Source organism: Salipiger pentaromativorans (assembly GCF_024721115.1).
Taxonomy (GTDB): domain Bacteria; phylum Pseudomonadota; class Alphaproteobacteria; order Rhodobacterales; family Rhodobacteraceae; genus Salipiger; species Salipiger pentaromativorans.
The window spans coordinates 126,080-142,331 of the sequence record NZ_JAMDHK010000009.1; the positions used below are offsets into that span (position 1 = coordinate 126,080).

Annotated in this window: 11 protein-coding genes; 4 read left to right on the forward strand and 7 right to left on the reverse strand. The window is 66.9% G+C overall.

All coding sequences use genetic code 11. The features are described 5' to 3' along the window. Positions 1-23: 23 nt before the first annotated feature. Positions 24-1,343 (reverse strand): ICP22 family protein, encoded by a 1,320-nt coding sequence (locus M4578_RS14815; protein ID WP_258094065.1) that lies wholly within the window; start codon positions 1,341-1,343, stop codon positions 24-26. Positions 1,344-1,908: 565 nt separating this feature from the next. Here M4578_RS14815 and M4578_RS14820 point away from each other — a divergent pair. Further along, positions 1,909-2,820 carry a glycosyltransferase gene (locus tag M4578_RS14820; protein ID WP_258094066.1) on the forward strand — a complete coding sequence of 304 codons (912 nt, stop codon included), beginning with the start codon at positions 1,909-1,911 and terminating at the stop codon, positions 2,818-2,820. Between the two features lie 82 nt (positions 2,821-2,902). Here M4578_RS14820 and M4578_RS14825 read toward each other — a convergent pair whose 3' ends face one another. Further along, a complete protein-coding gene (locus M4578_RS14825) occupies positions 2,903-3,889 on the reverse strand; it encodes a 2-hydroxyacid dehydrogenase (RefSeq protein ID WP_258094067.1) in 987 nt (328 codons plus the stop codon). Positions 3,890-3,994: 105 nt separating this feature from the next. On the opposite strand from M4578_RS14825, the gene M4578_RS14830 reads away from it, so the two are divergent. Next, positions 3,995-4,495 (forward strand): SH3 domain-containing protein, encoded by a 501-nt coding sequence (locus M4578_RS14830; RefSeq protein WP_258094068.1) that lies wholly within the window; start codon positions 3,995-3,997, stop codon positions 4,493-4,495. A 107-nt stretch (positions 4,496-4,602) separates the two neighbouring features. On the opposite strand, the gene M4578_RS14835 is transcribed toward M4578_RS14830, so the two are convergent. The 4 genes from M4578_RS14835 to M4578_RS14850 all read right to left on the reverse strand — a co-directional run bounded on the left by M4578_RS14835 (position 4,603) and on the right by M4578_RS14850 (position 11,634). Beyond that, positions 4,603-5,667 carry a Hint domain-containing protein gene (locus tag M4578_RS14835; RefSeq protein ID WP_258094069.1) on the reverse strand — a complete coding sequence of 355 codons (1,065 nt, stop codon included), beginning with the start codon at positions 5,665-5,667 and terminating at the stop codon, positions 4,603-4,605. 285 nt (positions 5,668-5,952) lie between these two features. Continuing rightward, complete coding sequence (locus tag M4578_RS14840; RefSeq protein ID WP_258094070.1) at positions 5,953-7,278, reverse strand: UDP-glucose dehydrogenase family protein; 1,326 nt, start codon at positions 7,276-7,278, stop codon at positions 5,953-5,955. A gap of 175 nt (positions 7,279-7,453) precedes the next feature. Beyond that, complete coding sequence (locus tag M4578_RS14845) at positions 7,454-8,848, reverse strand: phosphomannomutase (protein WP_258094071.1); 1,395 nt, start codon at positions 8,846-8,848, stop codon at positions 7,454-7,456. Positions 8,849-9,021: 173 nt separating this feature from the next. Continuing rightward, the gene (locus M4578_RS14850; RefSeq protein WP_258094072.1) at positions 9,022-11,634 is read right to left on the reverse strand and encodes a CheR family methyltransferase; all 2,613 of its coding nucleotides are present in this window, start codon (positions 11,632-11,634) and stop codon (positions 9,022-9,024) included. Positions 11,635-11,716: 82 nt separating this feature from the next. Here M4578_RS14850 and M4578_RS14855 point away from each other — a divergent pair, with 82 nt between their 5' ends. Beyond that, positions 11,717-12,088: a response regulator gene (locus M4578_RS14855; protein ID WP_258094073.1), complete on the forward strand. Its 372-nt coding sequence runs from the start codon at positions 11,717-11,719 to the stop codon at positions 12,086-12,088. Positions 12,089-12,091: 3 nt separating this feature from the next. Then, positions 12,092-14,440: an ATP-binding protein gene (locus M4578_RS14860; RefSeq protein WP_258094074.1), complete on the forward strand. Its 2,349-nt coding sequence runs from the start codon at positions 12,092-12,094 to the stop codon at positions 14,438-14,440. Here M4578_RS14860 and M4578_RS14865 read toward each other — a convergent pair. Then, positions 14,404-16,176: a putative bifunctional diguanylate cyclase/phosphodiesterase gene (locus tag M4578_RS14865; protein ID WP_258094105.1), complete on the reverse strand. Its 1,773-nt coding sequence runs from the start codon at positions 16,174-16,176 to the stop codon at positions 14,404-14,406. The genes M4578_RS14860 and M4578_RS14865 overlap by 37 nt on opposite strands. Positions 16,177-16,252 lie beyond the last annotated feature (76 nt).

Genomic DNA, 16,252 nt, shown 5'->3' on the forward strand with positions numbered 1-16,252 from the left:
CGACCGGCAGCGACTTGCCGGTCTCAGAACGGCAGATCGCTTGCATCCGGCAGGCCGGTGTCCAGCAGAGACAGCTCGGCATCCGGTATTGCGCCGATAGAATCGGGATGGGGGTCACTGTCGTGCGGCATCGGATCCGTGCCGTCCGGCGCCGGAGCGTCTGTCCAGACATTCAGATCTCCGGTGAGTTCGGCAAAAATCTCCATCCCCGGCCCGTCTTCCAGACGCTGCAAGAGCCCCGGCGCGGGCGGCAGGGCGGTTCGTTCGTCCGGGGTCCGGAACTGAAAGCTGTCGGTCTCATCTTCATCGAACAGCATGTCCAGGCTCTGCGCCGTCGCGTGATTGTCGAGCGTCAGCGAGTCGGCGGCCTGCGGTGTCGCACCCAGCCGGAGCAGCAGCTCGGTGGCGCCCTGCGGGCCGCCAGCCGGGTTTTCAGGGCCATTGTCGGGCTGTTCGGGGCTGCCGGGCGTCTCAGTGTGCGTGGGGCTTTCCGGCGCGTCGAACAGGGGGCCGCGCGTTGGGTCCGGCGCGTCGGGTCCGTGTTGGGGGAGAACGGGGGCCGCGCCCCCGTCGCCCGCCAGATTCGGGATGTGATCCGATTCCGCGCGCTCCTGCCCGTCCGAGGCGTTGCCGAAGGCGCCCGCCGCCGGGCCATGGTCGTCGGAGCTGTGCTCTGGCACGGCGGGTGTATCGACAGCGGGCGGCGGGGTGTCGGCGGAGGCCGTTTCGCCGTGTCCGAGATCGCTATCGCCGGGCAGATGATCGGCGGGGCTCAGACTGCCGTCCTCTCCGAGCGTGAGTGCGCTAAGCGAGGTGCCGTCGGCATCGGAGAGGATCACATAGGGAACCCCGTTGACCACGGTCACGGTCATACCGCCGGAAGAGGCGATTCCCAGATCCTGTTCAATGCCGATGCGGGCGATCTCGGAGAGTTCGCCGCTTGGCGAAAGCCGCCAGGAGAGCAGCAGCTTGCCGGCTTCCGAGACGCCGATCAGGAAGTCCTCTTCGAATTCCTCGACGATTTCGAGCGTGACGAAATGGCCAAGGCTGACCGCCGCGTTGCGCAGATTGCGCACGCTGCCGTCGCCCTCCCATTTCATCGTCGACAGCCCGCCCATCCGGCGCCCGGTGAACAGCAGGTCGCCGTAAGAGGCCTGTGCCACCGCGTCGCGCAGCTCGGGGCCGGTCATCAGGCCCCAGGCGGCAACGCCCTGCGGCGCGCCGCCCTGCGCCGCCTCTGCCTCTTCGCCGTAATGCGCGCCAGACGGCCAGGTGTGCACGGCAAGATCCGCCAACGCGAGATCCGCGCCGTCGAGCCCGCCGGGGCCGGCGTGATCGCCCATCCTCCCGAAGGCGGGGCTTGTGTCTCGGTTATACGAGACCTCGGTCGCCACAACGGCGGAGGCGGAGAACAGAAACGTGTCGTTTCCCGCTTCCGTCAGTTCTATGTCCGGAAACCCGGTTGCCGCACCGGTTGCCCCCTGCGGGAGCGTTGCACCAAAGATCGGTTCCACCACGATACACCTGTATTCAGCCCAAAATTACCATCACGTCGGGCAAGGCTGAGGCTGTCGCGTGGCGGCGGCGGGCACGGGAAAGCGGCGATACCGCGGCTTTCCCCTAGGGTTTTTCATAAAAGCCAGAGAGTTGCGATGTTCCGCCGGTGAAACAAGAACAGGCTTGCCGAACCGCGCGCCGGGCACGATGATAAGGGCAAAGGCCCGGGGCCGGATTTCGGCCCTGTATTTCTTGGATGGATTGAAAATAAATCGGACGCGGCATGATTTACGTTTCCGGCAAAACAGGATCTAGAACGCGCTGCGCCTGTCGGGGTGGCCGGGCCGAAAGGCTGACGCCCGCCGAAGCGGAATTGGAAGAAGACGCCCTATTGGGGCCAAGGCACCCGTAATGCAGATCACGATCTTGATGGGAACGCGGAACGGCGCGGCGCACTTGCAGGAGCAGCTCGATTCGCTGGCCCGGCAGAATCACCGCGACTGGTGCCTCTGGGTCGGTGATGACGGGTCGAGCGACGGCACGCGCGAGATTCTGGCGGCCTTCGCACGGTCGGTGCCGCAGGAGGTGCGCGTTCTCGACGGCCCTTGCCGGGGGGTTGCCGCGAATTTCCTCACGCTGCTTTGCCATCCCGAGCTGCCCGAGGGGCCGGTCGCTTTCTGCGATCAGGACGACATCTGGTATCAGCACCGGCTTGGCCGTGCACTCGACCATCTGGCGCGGGTGGGGGACCGCCCTGCGCTTTACTGTTCACGCACCGAAGTCGGCTACGATCCGGACAAGCCGGTGGGCACCTCGCCGCTCTGGCAGCGGCCGCCCTCGTTCCGGAACGCGCTGATCCAGACCGTCGCGGGGGGCAACACCATGGTGATGTCGCCGGCTGCGGTAGCGTTGACGCGCGCGGCGGGGATCGAGCCGCTGCCCGCCTTCCACGACTGGTGGTTCTACCAGATTCTCGCCGGCGCCGGCGGCGAGATCCTGTACGACCGGCAGCCGACGCTGTTCTACCGCCAGCATCACGGCAACCAGCTTGGCCGCAACCGGGGACTGGTGGCGCGCTATGCGCGGCTGGGGACGATCTGGCAAGGGCGCTATCATCACTGGATCACCCGCAATCTCGTGGCCCTTCAGCGCAGCCAGCATCTGCTGACCGACGAAAACCGGGCGATCCTGCAGGACTTCGCTGCGCTGCGCCGGCGCAAGGGCGTCTGTGTACTGACGGGCTGGCAGAAGCTGGGGCTGCACCGGCAGGGACGGCTGGAAACCGCGCTGATGGCGGGAGCGGCGGCGCTGGGGCGCGTCTGAACGGCGCGCGGGGCGCCTCATCTCTTCCGGGCAGGGGCGGTCCCGGGCGGGCCGATTGCGCCGCCCGGAGCCGAAATGCGGATCACTGCATCGCAGGCACGACCTGATCCGGCGGGCGGTGCCCGTCGGCGAAGGTCTTGACGTTCAGCAGCACCTTTTCGCCCATCTCGATCCGGCCCTCGATGGTGGCCGAGCCCATATGCGGCAGCATCACCACATTGGGCATGTTCACCAACTCCGGGTTGCCCTTGATGCCGTGCTGATACACGTCGAGCCCGGCCCCCGCGATTTCGCCTGCCTTCAGCATGCGGGTCAGTGCGCTTTCGTCGATCACCTCGCCGCGCGAGGTGTTCACGATCACCGCGCGGGGTTTCAGCAGCCGCAGCCGCCGTGCGTTTAGCAGGTGGAAGGTGCTGGGCGTGTGCGGGCAGTTGACCGAGATCACATCCATGCGCGCGACCATCTGGTCGAGGCTTTCCCACCAGGTCGCTTCAAAATTCTCTTCGATCTCGGGGCGCAGACGACGGCGGTTGTGATAGTGGATCTGCATGCCGAAGGCCTGGGCGCGTTTGGCCACCGCCTGGCCGATCCGGCCCATGCCGAGGATGCCCAGCCGCTTGCCGCCCAGCCGCGTGCCGAGGAAGGCGGTGGGCGCCCAGCCGTCCCATTCGCCGGCCTGCATCACCGCCAGACCTTCCTGCATCCGCCGGGTCACCGCCAGCATCAGCGCCATGACCATATCGGCGGTGTCGTCGGTCATCACCCCCGGGGTGTTCGAGACGAGAATCCCCCGGCGCCGCGCGGTTTCCACGTCGATATGGTCGATCCCGGCGCCGTAATTCGCGATGAGCCGCAGGTTCTCGCCGGCCTGGCCGATCAGCCCGGCGTCGATCTGGTCGGTGATCGTGGGCACCAGCACATCGGCCTGCGCCATGGCCTCGGCCAGCTCGGCGCGGGTCATCGGGGTGTCGTCTTCCCGCAGGGTGACGTCGAAGAGTTCGCTCAGACGCGTCTCGACCGCTTCCGGCAAGCGTCGCGTCACGACAACACTCAGGCGTTTCTGAGGCATGGTTCCCCTCCCCTCCCTTTCCATCGCTCGTCCTGTTTGGCACACTGTCTTATGAGCGTTCGGGGCACAAGAACCCCGCCGGAAAAACTCGGGCAGGACAGAGAAATGAGCAAAGCCGCTTTGATCGTGGGGCTTGTTGCGGCCCTTCTCACGGGCGCCGCCGCAGGCGCGACCGAAGAGCGCGGGCCGGTGACCAATCTGCCACTCCCGCGTTACGTGTCTCTCAAGGCCTCCGAAGGCAATGTGCGGCGCGGCCCGTCGCTGACCCATCGCATCGATTGGGTCTACAAGCGCCGGGACATGCCGCTTGAGATCACCGCCGAATACGGGCACTGGCGCCGGGTGCGCGATGCCGATGGCGCAGGCGGCTGGGTGCATTATTCGCTGCTGTCGGGCGCGCGTACCGTGCTGGTCGAAGAGGACATGCTAGAGCTGCATAGCCGGGCCGGCGAGACAACGCCGGTGACCGCCAAGCTGGCGCTGGGCGTCATCGCGCGGCTGGGCGATTGCGGGCCGGAATGGTGCGAGCTGAGCGCCGGCGGCTACGAGGGCTGGGCCCGGAAGACCGCGCTTTGGGGCGTGGCGCCGGACGAGCTGCGCGACTGACGCGCAGCGGGCGGGGCCAGGGCGGCCCCTTTTCCGTTGTTTGAACCGATCAAGGCCACCCGTGCCACCGGGCGTGCTGCGCGTCTGACCGGCGCCTCCGTTCCTGCTCAGGCGGCCTCATGCATCAGGATGGCGGCCTCGGTGGACGAGAGGTTGCGGCGGGCGTGGCAGCCATAGGTCTGCGGATTGTTCTGGATCTCGGGCAGCATGGCCAGCAGGCGCAGGCGGTCGATCTCGCGGATCGTGGAAAGCGCGGTATTCGAGGGGTGGAAGCTCTCGGTCTCGACGCCGTTTGCGAACAGCACTTCGTGGCGGGGCAGGAGCAGGTGCACATAGGTCACCTCGCGCACCGTCAGATCGCGCGTCACCGTCCGGCCGTTGACCAGATCCTTGGCGGCCACCAGCACCTCGGGCGTGTTGAACAGCGCCTGCGCCACCGGTCCGGTCAGCAGCATGCGGTGTTCGGGCGAGACCAGGAATTCCTCGTCGGGGCGCTCGAGCCCGAAGGCGCCGGCGCGGATGCGGATCGGGCGCAGCTTGGGCAGCGCGTAGAGCCGCGCGCCGCTCATCCGGCGGCTGCCGATCCACTGGATCTCCTGCGCGCCATTGTCCTTGGTCTGCACCAGATCGCCTTCGCGCAGATCCTCGACCAGAATCGTGCCGCGCGGTGTGCGCAGCCGCGTGCCCGGGGTAAAACAGATCACGCCGCCGGTCTGTTCGGCATCGGCGTGGCGTGCGCTGTGGCTGAGCGCCAGATGCACCACCCAGAGATCGGCACCGCGGGGCGGAATCTCGTCCAGGAACATCAGCAGGGGGCCAGCGGTGCCCTCGACCTCGATTGCTGTCACCGTGTAGCTTTGTCTGCCGTCGGTGACGACAAAGCTGGTGTCCGCCAGCGGATGCGCCACCTCGACCTCGTCGAGTCGTGTCGTGTTCGTCACCGCCGCACCGACGAGGCGGCGGACCATACGCGCCGCGCGCCTGCGAATATCCGTCTCGCCATCGGCCTGGACAAGTTCCAGAAGCTGCGAAGGCCCGTCCACCCGAACGGCTTCACCCAGCCACGACCACGCTACCCCAACTTGCAGGGACGACAGTGGCGCGGCCTCTAGACCGTCTATACTCGTCTGCGACCAGGAGATGACGAACGTGCCTCGAAAGCCCGTTCCCATGTGCCTGTATGCCTGCTCTTATTGTTTTATGGTCAAAGACCTACCAAAATCGACAGGCGCTGCCTAGCCTGCTGTGAGCCGCACTCCGGGCGAATTTGTGCCAGATTTCCGAATGTTGCCGCTACGACACAAGCGCGGCCGGAAAGATCGCGCCCTGCGCGTGATGGGGTGGCGGGCTACCGTTTTGGTTGTTCCTGCGCGTGTTTCTCCGCGCGCAGCGGCGGCATGGCAAAGACTCGGCCTGCGGGTAGGCCGCGACCGGGAAGGCAGGCGCGGCGGCGGGAGTTACTCGGCGATGCCGAACCCGTCGCGGCCGATGCTGTCATAGGCCTCGAAACCGGCCCGCTTGGCATCCCGGACCGAATAGATATTGCGCAGGTCGGCCATGCGCGGCGCGGCCATGTTTTCCGCGAGCTTCGTGAGGTCGAGCGCGCGGAACTCGTTCCATTCGGTCAGCAGCACCAGCAGGTCGGCGCCTTCGCTGGCGGCATAAGGGTCGTCCATCCACTGGACGCCGGGCAGCAGCGCCTCGCCCTCGCGCTGGCCCTGCGGATCGACGGCGCGCACCTTGGCGCCGCCGCCCACCAGAGCGGGCACGATGGTCAGCGACGGTGCATCGCGCATATCGTCGGTGTTGGGTTTGAACGTCACCCCCAGCACCGCCACCGTCTTGCCGTTGAAGCTGCCGCCACAGAGGTCGAGCAGCTTGTCGACCATGCGGCGCTTGGTTTCCTCGTTCACCTTGATGACCGTCTCGGTGATCTGCATCGGGATCGCGTGATCCTGACCAATCCGGGCCAACGCCTTGGTGTCCTTGGGGAAGCACGAGCCGCCATAGCCCGGCCCGGCGTGCAGGAACTTGTTGCCGATCCGCCCGTCGAGTCCCATGCCCTTGGAGACCTGCTTTACATCGGCGCCGACCTTTTCACACAGGGCGGCGATTTCGTTGATGAAGGTGATCTTGGTCGCCAGAAAGGCGTTGGCGGCGTATTTGATCATCTCCGCCGATTCCAGATCGGTGGTGATGATCGGGAAATCGCGCAGATAGAGCGGGCGATAGATCTCGGCCATCACATCGGCGGCGCGCTCGGACTGCACGCCCACGACCACGCGGTCGGGCTTCATGAAATCGTCGATCGCCGCGCCTTCGCGCAGGAATTCCGGATTCGAGGCGACATCGAAATCGAGCGCGGGATTGGCCTTGGCCAGCACCTCCCGGACCGCGCGGTTGGTGCCCACCGGTACGGTCGATTTCGTCACCACGACGATATAATCCTTCGCCGCTTTCGCGATCTCTTCCGCCGCCGCCATCACATAGCGCAGATCCGCGTGGCCGTCGCCGCGCCGGGTAGGCGTGCCGACCGCGATGAACACCGCCCGGGCACCGTCGATGGCCTTTTGCAGATCCATGGTGAAGGAGAGCCGCCCGGCCTCGACATTCTTGGCCATGAGCGTGTCGAGCCCCGGCTCGTAGATCGGCACTTCGCCGCGTTCGAGCATCTCGATCTTGCGCGGATCCTTGTCCACGCAGACGACCTCGTGGCCGAAATCCGAAAAGCACACGCCCGAGACAAGCCCAACATAGCCCGTGCCGATCATTGCGATTTTCATGGTCCTTGCCCCTTTCCGGCCCGTTTGCGCCTCTCATGAGCCGCCCCCCGGCGCATGTCAACGGGCGGGGCCGCCGCATCCGGGGGGAAACGGCGGAGATATGCCTCCCGGGACACGGGCGGGGACGAGGCAGTGGGGCGGGCGATGGACCGCCCCGCCGCCGGTGCCGCAGAGCTCAGCCGGCGAGCTCTTCGCCCAGCTTGGCCAGATAGCGCCGCATCAGGGTTTCGGCGGTTTCGGCGGTTTCGGCCTCGGCGTAGCAGCGGAATTCGGGGGCGTTGCCGGAGGGGCGCAGATGCACCACGGCGCCGCTGGCAAACCGCACACGCAGCCCGTCGGTCAGGTCGAGCCCGGCTTCCGCGCCCATGCCGTCGAAGAAGCCGGCGCGTGCCGTCGCGTCCTCGGTCAGCCGCGCGATGAAGGCGCGCGCCACCTCGGGTTCGATCCCGGCGATCCGGTCGGCGGCGGTGAAGCGCGGCGGCAGGTCGGCCACCAGCTCGGCCAGGCCCTGGTCCGCTGCCTTGGCGGCCGCCAGCGGCGCGAGGATCGGCAGCAGGCAGTCGCGGGTCATCAGCGGCGCGAGCGGCCCGGCGGGGGCGCTGGCGGCAAAGCCCAGAAGAAAGCCGCCATTGGCCTCGTAACCCACGACCCGCGCGGCGGGATCGGCGGCCAGCGCCTCTTCCATCGCGGCGATGACGAAGGGCGAGCCGATGCGGGTCGAGGTGACCGTGCCGAAGCCCATCTCAAGCACCATGGTGTTGGAATTGACCGGGGTACAGACCACCTCGGCCCCCAGCGCCCGGGCGGTCAGCGCGCCCAGCACATCGCCCGGCACCACCCGTCCGGTGGCATCGGCCACCATCGGCCGGTCGGCGTCGCCATCGGTCGAAACCACCGCATCGAGCCCGTGTTCGGCACACCAGCCGCCCAGCATACCCCGCGTTTCCGGGTCCAGCGCCTCGGTGTCCACCGGGATGAAGGTTTCGGAGCGCGCCAGCGGTACGACCTGGGCGCCAAGCGCCTCGATCACCGTGACCATCGCGTCGCGCGCGACGGAGCTGTGCTGATAGACCCCGATGCGCAGCCCGGCCAGCGCCTCGGCGCCGTAGGCGGCGACATAGCGCCGGACATAGGCGTCGAGCGCCTCGGGCGTGTCCAGGCGCGGCGCGGCGGCGGCATTGACCGCCTCCTGCCCCAGCGCGGCGAGGATGCTGGTCTCGTCCGCCTTGGAGATCTCGCCGCCGGGCACGTAGAACTTGAGCCCGTTGCGGTCGGCCGGGATGTGGCTGCCGGTCACCATCACCGCCGCATGGCCCGCCTGCATCGCCGCCAGAGCCAGCGCCGGGGTGGGCAGCGCGCCGCAGCAGCGCACCGGCAGGCCCTGCGCCTGCACCGTTTCCATCACGACCTCGGCGATGCCGGGGGAGGAGGGCCGCAGATCCCACCCGACATGCACGGCGCCGCCATGCGGGCAGGCGGCCAGGAAGGCGCGGGTGTAATCGGCGACCAGCGCGGGGGTGAGTTCGGTCACAAGGCCGCGCAGACCGCTGGTGCCAAATTTGGGAGCCATGAAGTCTCTCCTAATCAGAGATGGATCAAAATTGCTTTCGTTTTCGCCGCAACCTCACAGGCGTGCAACCCCCGAGCGGCGGCGCGTCGCAACATTCGCGGGTTTCGGCGAAGGGGTGGCGGTGTCGGGGGCGTTGCCCCAAGTGCCACGCCGCGCGGACGCCCGTTTGAGGGTCAGGCGCCGGCGTCTTCGGGGGCGGTTTCTGAGGGGCGGAAGATGATGAAGGCGCCGATCGCGCGGTTGCGGAGCCCGTCGCCGGTGATCGGCTGAAGCTCGACCGACATCCGCTCGCCCTCGTGGATGCCCTGTGCGGCGACCGGTGTGCCGGTTTCGAGCACGGTGCCGGCCGCCTCGGGCAGGTCGACAAAATCGAACCGCGGGCCGATCACGCTGAGTCTGCGGTTCACATCATGCGGTTCCAGGCTGAAGCGGCGCGCCACAAGGCCGCTGAAACGCTTCACGTAAAGCTCGTGATCGACGACGATCAGCCCGATCTTGAGAACGTCGAGCAGATATTCGGTTTCCTTGTTCAGCGAGGACAGTTCCACGATCTTGCGCTCGTGTTCGGCGCTGACGGTCACCAGCTCCTCATTCACTGCGTGCAGTTCCTCGTTGGAGCTTTGCAGCTCCTCGTTGGAGGCCTGAAGCTCTTCGTTGGAGGCCTGAAGCTCCTCGTTGGAGGCTTGCAGTTCCTCGCCGCTCGCCTCCAGCCGCTCGGTGACATGTTGCAGGGTTTCTTCGGTCAGGCGCAGGTCGCGCTCCAGCTCGTGGACCCGTTTGGCCAGAACCATCGCGTCTTCGGAGGTGATCGCATCCGCGTTCACCGCGGCATGGATGGCCTCGTCGGCGACCTCGGCCTCGAGCCGGACTCGGATGAGCATGAGCCGCGGCTTGTTGACCTTGTCGAGCGGCTCGAAGGTCAGGGTCACCGCCTGATCGTGGGCTTTCCCCATGTCCACATCGACTCGGCGGGAAAAGGTCTCGAGTTCGCCGGTGCGCAGTTTCTCGAGCGCCACGTTGATCACGAAATGCAGGTCGCGGTGCAGGATATGCTCGACCGACCAGTCGGTCAGGTTGCTGCGTGTATCGACAAAGGCGGTGGCGGCTCCGAACCAGCTCAGAACCTCGGCGTCCGAGGTGACGAGGAAGGAAGAGGGGGCGTAGTTCTTGAGCAGGATATCATAAGAGCGGATGAGCGCCTCGCGCCCGCGCAGATCGGCGAATTCGCGCAGCACCGGCGACATATATTGCCGCGTGCCGGGCAGGTCGTCGTCGTTATGCGCCAGCAGCCGCTGGCTGCGCCGGCCGATCCGGCTGGGCAGCATCGTCCGGTCGAAGACGCGCTGCGACGAGGCTTTGCGGAACAGACGCCAGCGAGCGTTGATCGTGTCGAATTCCTCTTCGAACCGTCCCAGCGTCTCGGAGGGGCCGAGGAACAGCGCGCCCTGTTTCTTCAGCCCGAAGAGGAACATCGAGATCACCCGCGCCTGCGCCTCTTCGCGCAGATAGATCAGCAGGTTGCGGCAGGAGACGAGATCGAGGTCGAGAAAGGGCGGATCGGTGAGCGCGTCATGGACCGAGAAGATGATCTTCTGCCGCAGGGAGGGTTTGACCGAGTAGAACGCTCCCTGCCGGTTGAAGTATTTCTTGCGAAGCGCTTCGGGGATGTTGCGCACGGACTCGGCCGAGTAGCGGCCGACCGAGGCGAAATCTATGGATTGCCGGTGAACATCGGTGGCGATGATCCGGAAGCTGCGCAGGTCGCCCGCCGCCAGCATCGCCTCGGACAGCTCGATGCCGATGGTATAGGCCTCTTCGCCGCTGGCGCAGCCGGCGACCCAGACCCGGACCGGATCTTCGGATTCCGCGGTATCGACCAGCGGCTGTATCACCGTCTCCCGCAGGATCGCCATCGCTTCGGGGTCGCGGTAGAACTCGGTGACGCCGATCAGCAGATCCTGATAGAGCTCGTCCACCGCCTCCGGCGAGGAGGAGAGAAGTTCGAGATATTGCAGCGGGCTGTCGAGGCCGCGCAGATGCTGGCGCCGGGTGATGCGGCGCTGCACGTTGATCTCCTTGTAAGAGCTGAAATCGAGGTCGTGCTGCTGTTCGAGCAGGGCGAGGATGGACAGGTTGATGTCGTCGTTGGTCCCGGTCGTGGTATCGGGCGCGGCGCGTTGCCCGGTCTCGAAGATCTCGCGGATCGCGAGGGGCAGCTTTGCCGCATCGACGATGCGGTCGTGGATACCCAGCGACAGGATGGCGCGCGGCATCGAGGGGAAATCCGCCTCTTGCGGCGTCTGGACGAGCAGCGCGCCGCCCGCCGCATGCAGGATCTGCGCGCCGCTCGAGCCGTCGCTGCCCGAGCCCGACAAGACCACCGCTGCCGTCTTTGCACCGCCCCGGGAGGCGAGCGAGGCGAACAGGCTGTCGATGGGCAGATGCGGAACCTTGTCGTCCTTGTTGTAGCCGAAGGTGCGGAAGACGTTGCCCTCAAGCACAGACCCGGTGTTCGGGCGGTTGAGATAGATCGTATCGGGGGCGATCTCGAGCCCGTCTTCGATATGGCGGATCTCGAGGTTGGTCTTGCGTGCCAGAAGCTCGTCCATCATCGAACGGTAATCGGGCGAGAGGTGCTGGATGATGATGTAGCACCAGCCAAGATCGTCGGGGGCGTTCTGGAAAAATGCTTCGAGCGGGCTCAACCCCCCCGCAGAGGCGCCGATGGCGACCACCGGAATTCGTGGCGCTTGTTCGGCGTCTTCGCCCCCGGGGTCTTCCGTCACCACAACCCAACTCCAAACACGTCTTGTCGCATTTCGAAGCCTAACACATAGTGGAGCTGGAACAACCATTGGGAAAGCTCTCATGGCAAGGCTTCTACTTGCGGATGACGATCCGGATTATTGCGCCGCGTTCCGGGCGGGTATGACGGCGCTTGGCCATGAGGTCGAAACCGCCGAGACGGGCGACGAGGCGGTCGATATGCTGGCGCAGGCGGAGGGTGGCTTTGATCTGGTGTTTCTCGATGTGGTGATGAGCGGCGGCGGCGCGGTCAGCACGCTGCATCGGATCCGGGATCTGTGGGGGGATATTCCGGTGGTGGTCATCACCGGTCGCACCGAACTGGTGGATTCGCCGATCTTCACCCGTGGCTTGCAGTCGGCGCAGCGGCGGCTGCGGAAATCGACCAAGCTGCGCGATCTGGACGCCGTTGTCACCGAACTCCTCTCCGGCTGAGCGATGCACCGGCCGGCCCTGTACCACCAGACACATGGGGCGCCGGTTCCGGCTGCGGGTCTCGACCATCTGGGGCGCTGGGCGCAGCTTTGCGCCGCGCTGGCCTTTGTGCTGGCCTTCGTCATCCTGATCGGCGACCGGCTGTTTCCCGGGCTGCCGCTGTCACGGCTCTGGCCGGGTTTTGCGGCGATGGTGCCGCCGACCGCGCTTTCGGTCATGGGCGCCGCTCTTGCGCTGACCGCCGCGCGGTTCGGCTGGCGCCGCAGCGCGCGTCTTCTGGCCGGGGCGGTTATGGCCTTTGCACTGTGGCGGCTGGGAGCGGTCGCGGTCACGCTGTCGCAGATCGACCTGCACAGCGACCGGGTGTCGGTGGGGACGGCGCTCGGGCTGGTCCTCGTCTGCGTCGCGCTGTTCGAACTGACCGCGCGGGCCGACAGCCTGTTGTTGCAGCCCGGCTTGCCGGCGACGCTGGGCGGCATTCTGGCGCTTGTCTGTCTCACCGGATACGCGTTCGACGCGCCGGGGCTGTACGATTTCTTCCTGCTGTCGGGCATGTCGGTGCCGACCGCGCTTTGCCTGCTTCTGCTTTCGATGGCGATTCTGCTTCAGGACGGGCACCGGAGCTGGCCGCGTCATTTGCTCGGGCGCAGCGCGGGGGCGCGGCTGGCCCGCCTGCTGCTCGTGCCGTCGGTTGTCGCGCCCTTCGTGCTGACGGCGCTCGCACTGGCGGCGGCCGATCACGGGGTGTTCTCGATTGCGCTCAGCCATGCGCTGCTCGCGGATGTGCTGATGGTGTCCGCAGTGGGCTCGCTGGTTCTCATCGCCCGCAACCGCAGCCAGGAAGAGGCGCGGATGATCACCGAAATGGCCTGGCTGCGCGACGTGCTGGATGCCACCGAAGCGGCGGCCTTCGGCTTCGACGATGCCGGCGATCTGGTGCTTGCGAACCGTCTGGCGCTGAGCCTGACCGATGGCGCGCCGGCGGAGTGGCTGCAGGAAACGGCGTTTTTCATTCCGGGCACCTATGAGCCGCTGACAGGGGGGCGGCATCCGCGCAATCTCGTGTCGCCCGGGGGCGGCGATGCCCGGCTCTATGCCGGCTGGCTCGACGGTGCGGGGCGGGAGCACAGCCTGCGCCTGTCCTCGCATCGCATCGGCGACGCGCTGAGCGGCCGGCACATGACGATCCTCACCATCCTCGACGAGACCGAGAGCTGGAGCGCCCGCGACCAGATCACCCGGATCGAACGGCTGGAAGCGGTGGGGGTGATGGCCGGCGGGGCGGCGCATGAATTCTCCAATATCATCGGGGTGATCCAGCTCAGCGCGGATGTCGGGTTGCTCAAATGCTCGGGCGAGGACGCCGCGCCCTTCGAGGCGATCGTGCGGGCCTGCGACCGGGGGGCCGATCTGACCGAGCGGTTGCTTACCTTGTCGCGCGACAGTCTGGGCACGCTGGCGGCGCATGATCTTGTCGCGCTGACCCGCGCCACCGCCCCCGTGCTCATCGCAGCTCTGCCCGGAGACATCGAGCTCGCTTTCGCGCTGCCCGATGCGCCGCTCTATGCCGAGCTCGACCGCAGCGATTTCGAGGCGGCTCTGCTCAACCTCGTGATCAACGCGGCGAATGCGATCCGGGCGGCGCCGGGGGCGGCGCGCCTGATCCGTCTCACGCTGCGCCCCGCGGGCGAGATGGCCAGCGTCACCGTGCAGGACCGGGGCGCGGGCATGGACGAAGAGACTCTGCGGCGGGCCACCACACCGTTCTTCACCTCGCGCGCCGGAGAAGGCGGCACCGGGCTTGGCCTGTCGATGGTCGAGGCCTTTGCCCGGCGCAGCGGTGGTGAGCTGTCGATCCGCTCGGCGCCGGGCGCGGGCACCACGGTCGAGATCACCCTGCCGCTGCGGGAGGAGAGCGGGGAGCGGCATGACGGGGAACCTGCGGAGCCGGTGCAGAGCCTTGCCGGGCTGCGGGTGCTGGTCGTGGAGGACGATCCGCAGTTTCGCGAGGCACTGCCTGCCGCGCTGCTCCAGCTCGGGGCCGAGGTGGAACGCTTCGTCGAGGCCGAGCGGGCGCTGGAGCGGCTGGAGAGGGGGCCGGGTTTCGATCTTGTGCTGTCGGATATTCGCCTGCCCGGCGGCATGAGCGGCACCGATCTGGCGGAAATCGTTGCGCAGCGCTTTCCCGAGCTTCCGATGTTGCTGCTCAGCGGGTTTCAGGGCAAGCGCGGCGCCGTGCCGCCCGGCGGGCTGGTGCTGCGCAAACCGGTGCGGCTGCGGGTGCTCGCCAATGCCATCCGCACGGTGATGGCGGCTCAGAAACGGTCGGGCGGGGCCGGGCGCGCGAAATAGAACCCCTGCGCCTTGTCGCAGCCCAGACCCCGCAGCAATGCCGCCGTCTCCTCGGTTTCCACGCCCTCGGCGATGACCTCCAGACCCAGGGTTTGCGCAATCTCGATCAGCGCGCGGGCAAAGATCTCGTCCTGCGGGCTGCGCGTTGCCGGTGTGACATAGCTGCGGTCGAGCTTTATGATGTCCACCGGCCAGGAACGCAGATGCGACAGCCCGCCATAGCCGGTGCCGAAATCGTCCAGCGCGACCTTGGCGCCGCGGCTGCGCAGCTCTGTCAGGTTCTGGAACACCGGTCCGCTGATCGGGCCGAGCATGGTGTTCTCGGTCACCTCGATCACGATCTGATGCCAGTCGACGGAATAGCGGTCGAGCAGGCTTTGCAGGTCGAAGACGAATTCCTGCTTGATCAGATCGACGGTGCCCAGGTTGATCGCGAGGGTTTCGGCCCGGTAGCCGGGGCGCCGCACGAAATGTTCGAGCGCGTCGGCGAAGAGCCGGCGGGTCAGCTTTTCGGCCAGCTCGGGCGCTTCGAGCACCGAAGTGAAATCGCTGGGGCCCAGCAGGCCCTTTTCCGGGTCCTGCCAGCGTACCAGCACTTCGAAACCGCAGGTCCTGCCAGTCTCGAGCGCGATCACCGGCTGAAAGAACGGCTGGATCTCGCGTCGCTGCAATGCGCTGAGGAAGCGCGGGCGCATCAATTGCGCGCTGAGGTTCTGGTGGCTTTCCGGATCGAAGATCGCGCCGACGCCCTTGCCGTTCTTCTTGCTGGCGTAAAGCGCGGCATCGGCGCCCTGCATCAGCTTTTCCACGTTCGGGCAGGCCTCGGATTCGATCGAGCAGCCGATGCTGACACGGCCGAGATTCGGTTTGCCGAGACGTGCGGCGGCGCGCTGCACATCGGTCGCGCAGCCCAGCATCAGCCGCTCGAGATAGGGTTCGCACTGGCTGGGGCGCGGGACGAGCGCGGCGAATTCGTCGCCCCCGAGCCGGCCGACAATCGCACTTTCGGGAAGCGCGCGGACGATGGCGTGGGCGACTTCGCGCAGATAGAGATCGCCGAAGTGATGGCCGTAGATGTCGTTGACCGATTTGAAATTGTCCACGTCGATCATCATCAGCGCCTGCTTCTGATGGCTGTGCCCCAGCGTCTCGGTGCATTTCAGCTTGAAGGCGTGGTTGTTCAGGAGCCGCGTCAGCCCGTCCAGTTCGGCCTGCTGCGCAAGGCGCTGCGTGCGCCTGGTCTCGCCCGCCAGTTCGAGTTCCAGCACGCGGGCGTTGCGCCATTGCTGAATGGTCTGCCCGACAAGCCGGCCCGCCCGCGGTCCCTGATCGAGATAAGGATCCCCCGGCGCGAGATCCGGACCGAATTTCAGCGCGAGGATCCCGAAACAGGCGTCATCGCCGGCTGCGACCACCGAGGCGCTGAAGGTGCCGGCCTCTCCGCGTTCCAGCAGCTCCGGGCAGTCTGCCTGCACCACGCCGCGCAGGGCTTCGCGCCAATTGGTCAGCGTTGCGACCCGGGCAAGCCAGCAGCCAAGCGCGGCGCGGTCCGCCGCATCGCGGGCCAGCGAAAGCGGCGCGAGCTGCGGCAGGAAGCGGGTTGGCGCGGGGAGGAAGAACACGGCGCCGATATGCGGCGAGAGCAGCGTCGCCAGGACGCTTTCGATCCGCTGCTCGAGCTCTTGCGCGGCAGGGCTGGTTTCGGGGACATGGACGTGCGGGTCCGGCACAAGCATCACGAATTACGCGCCCCTCTGAATCGCGGTCTATGGAATGACTTTGGATCTCTGAGTCAAACAATGCGGGTTTCTG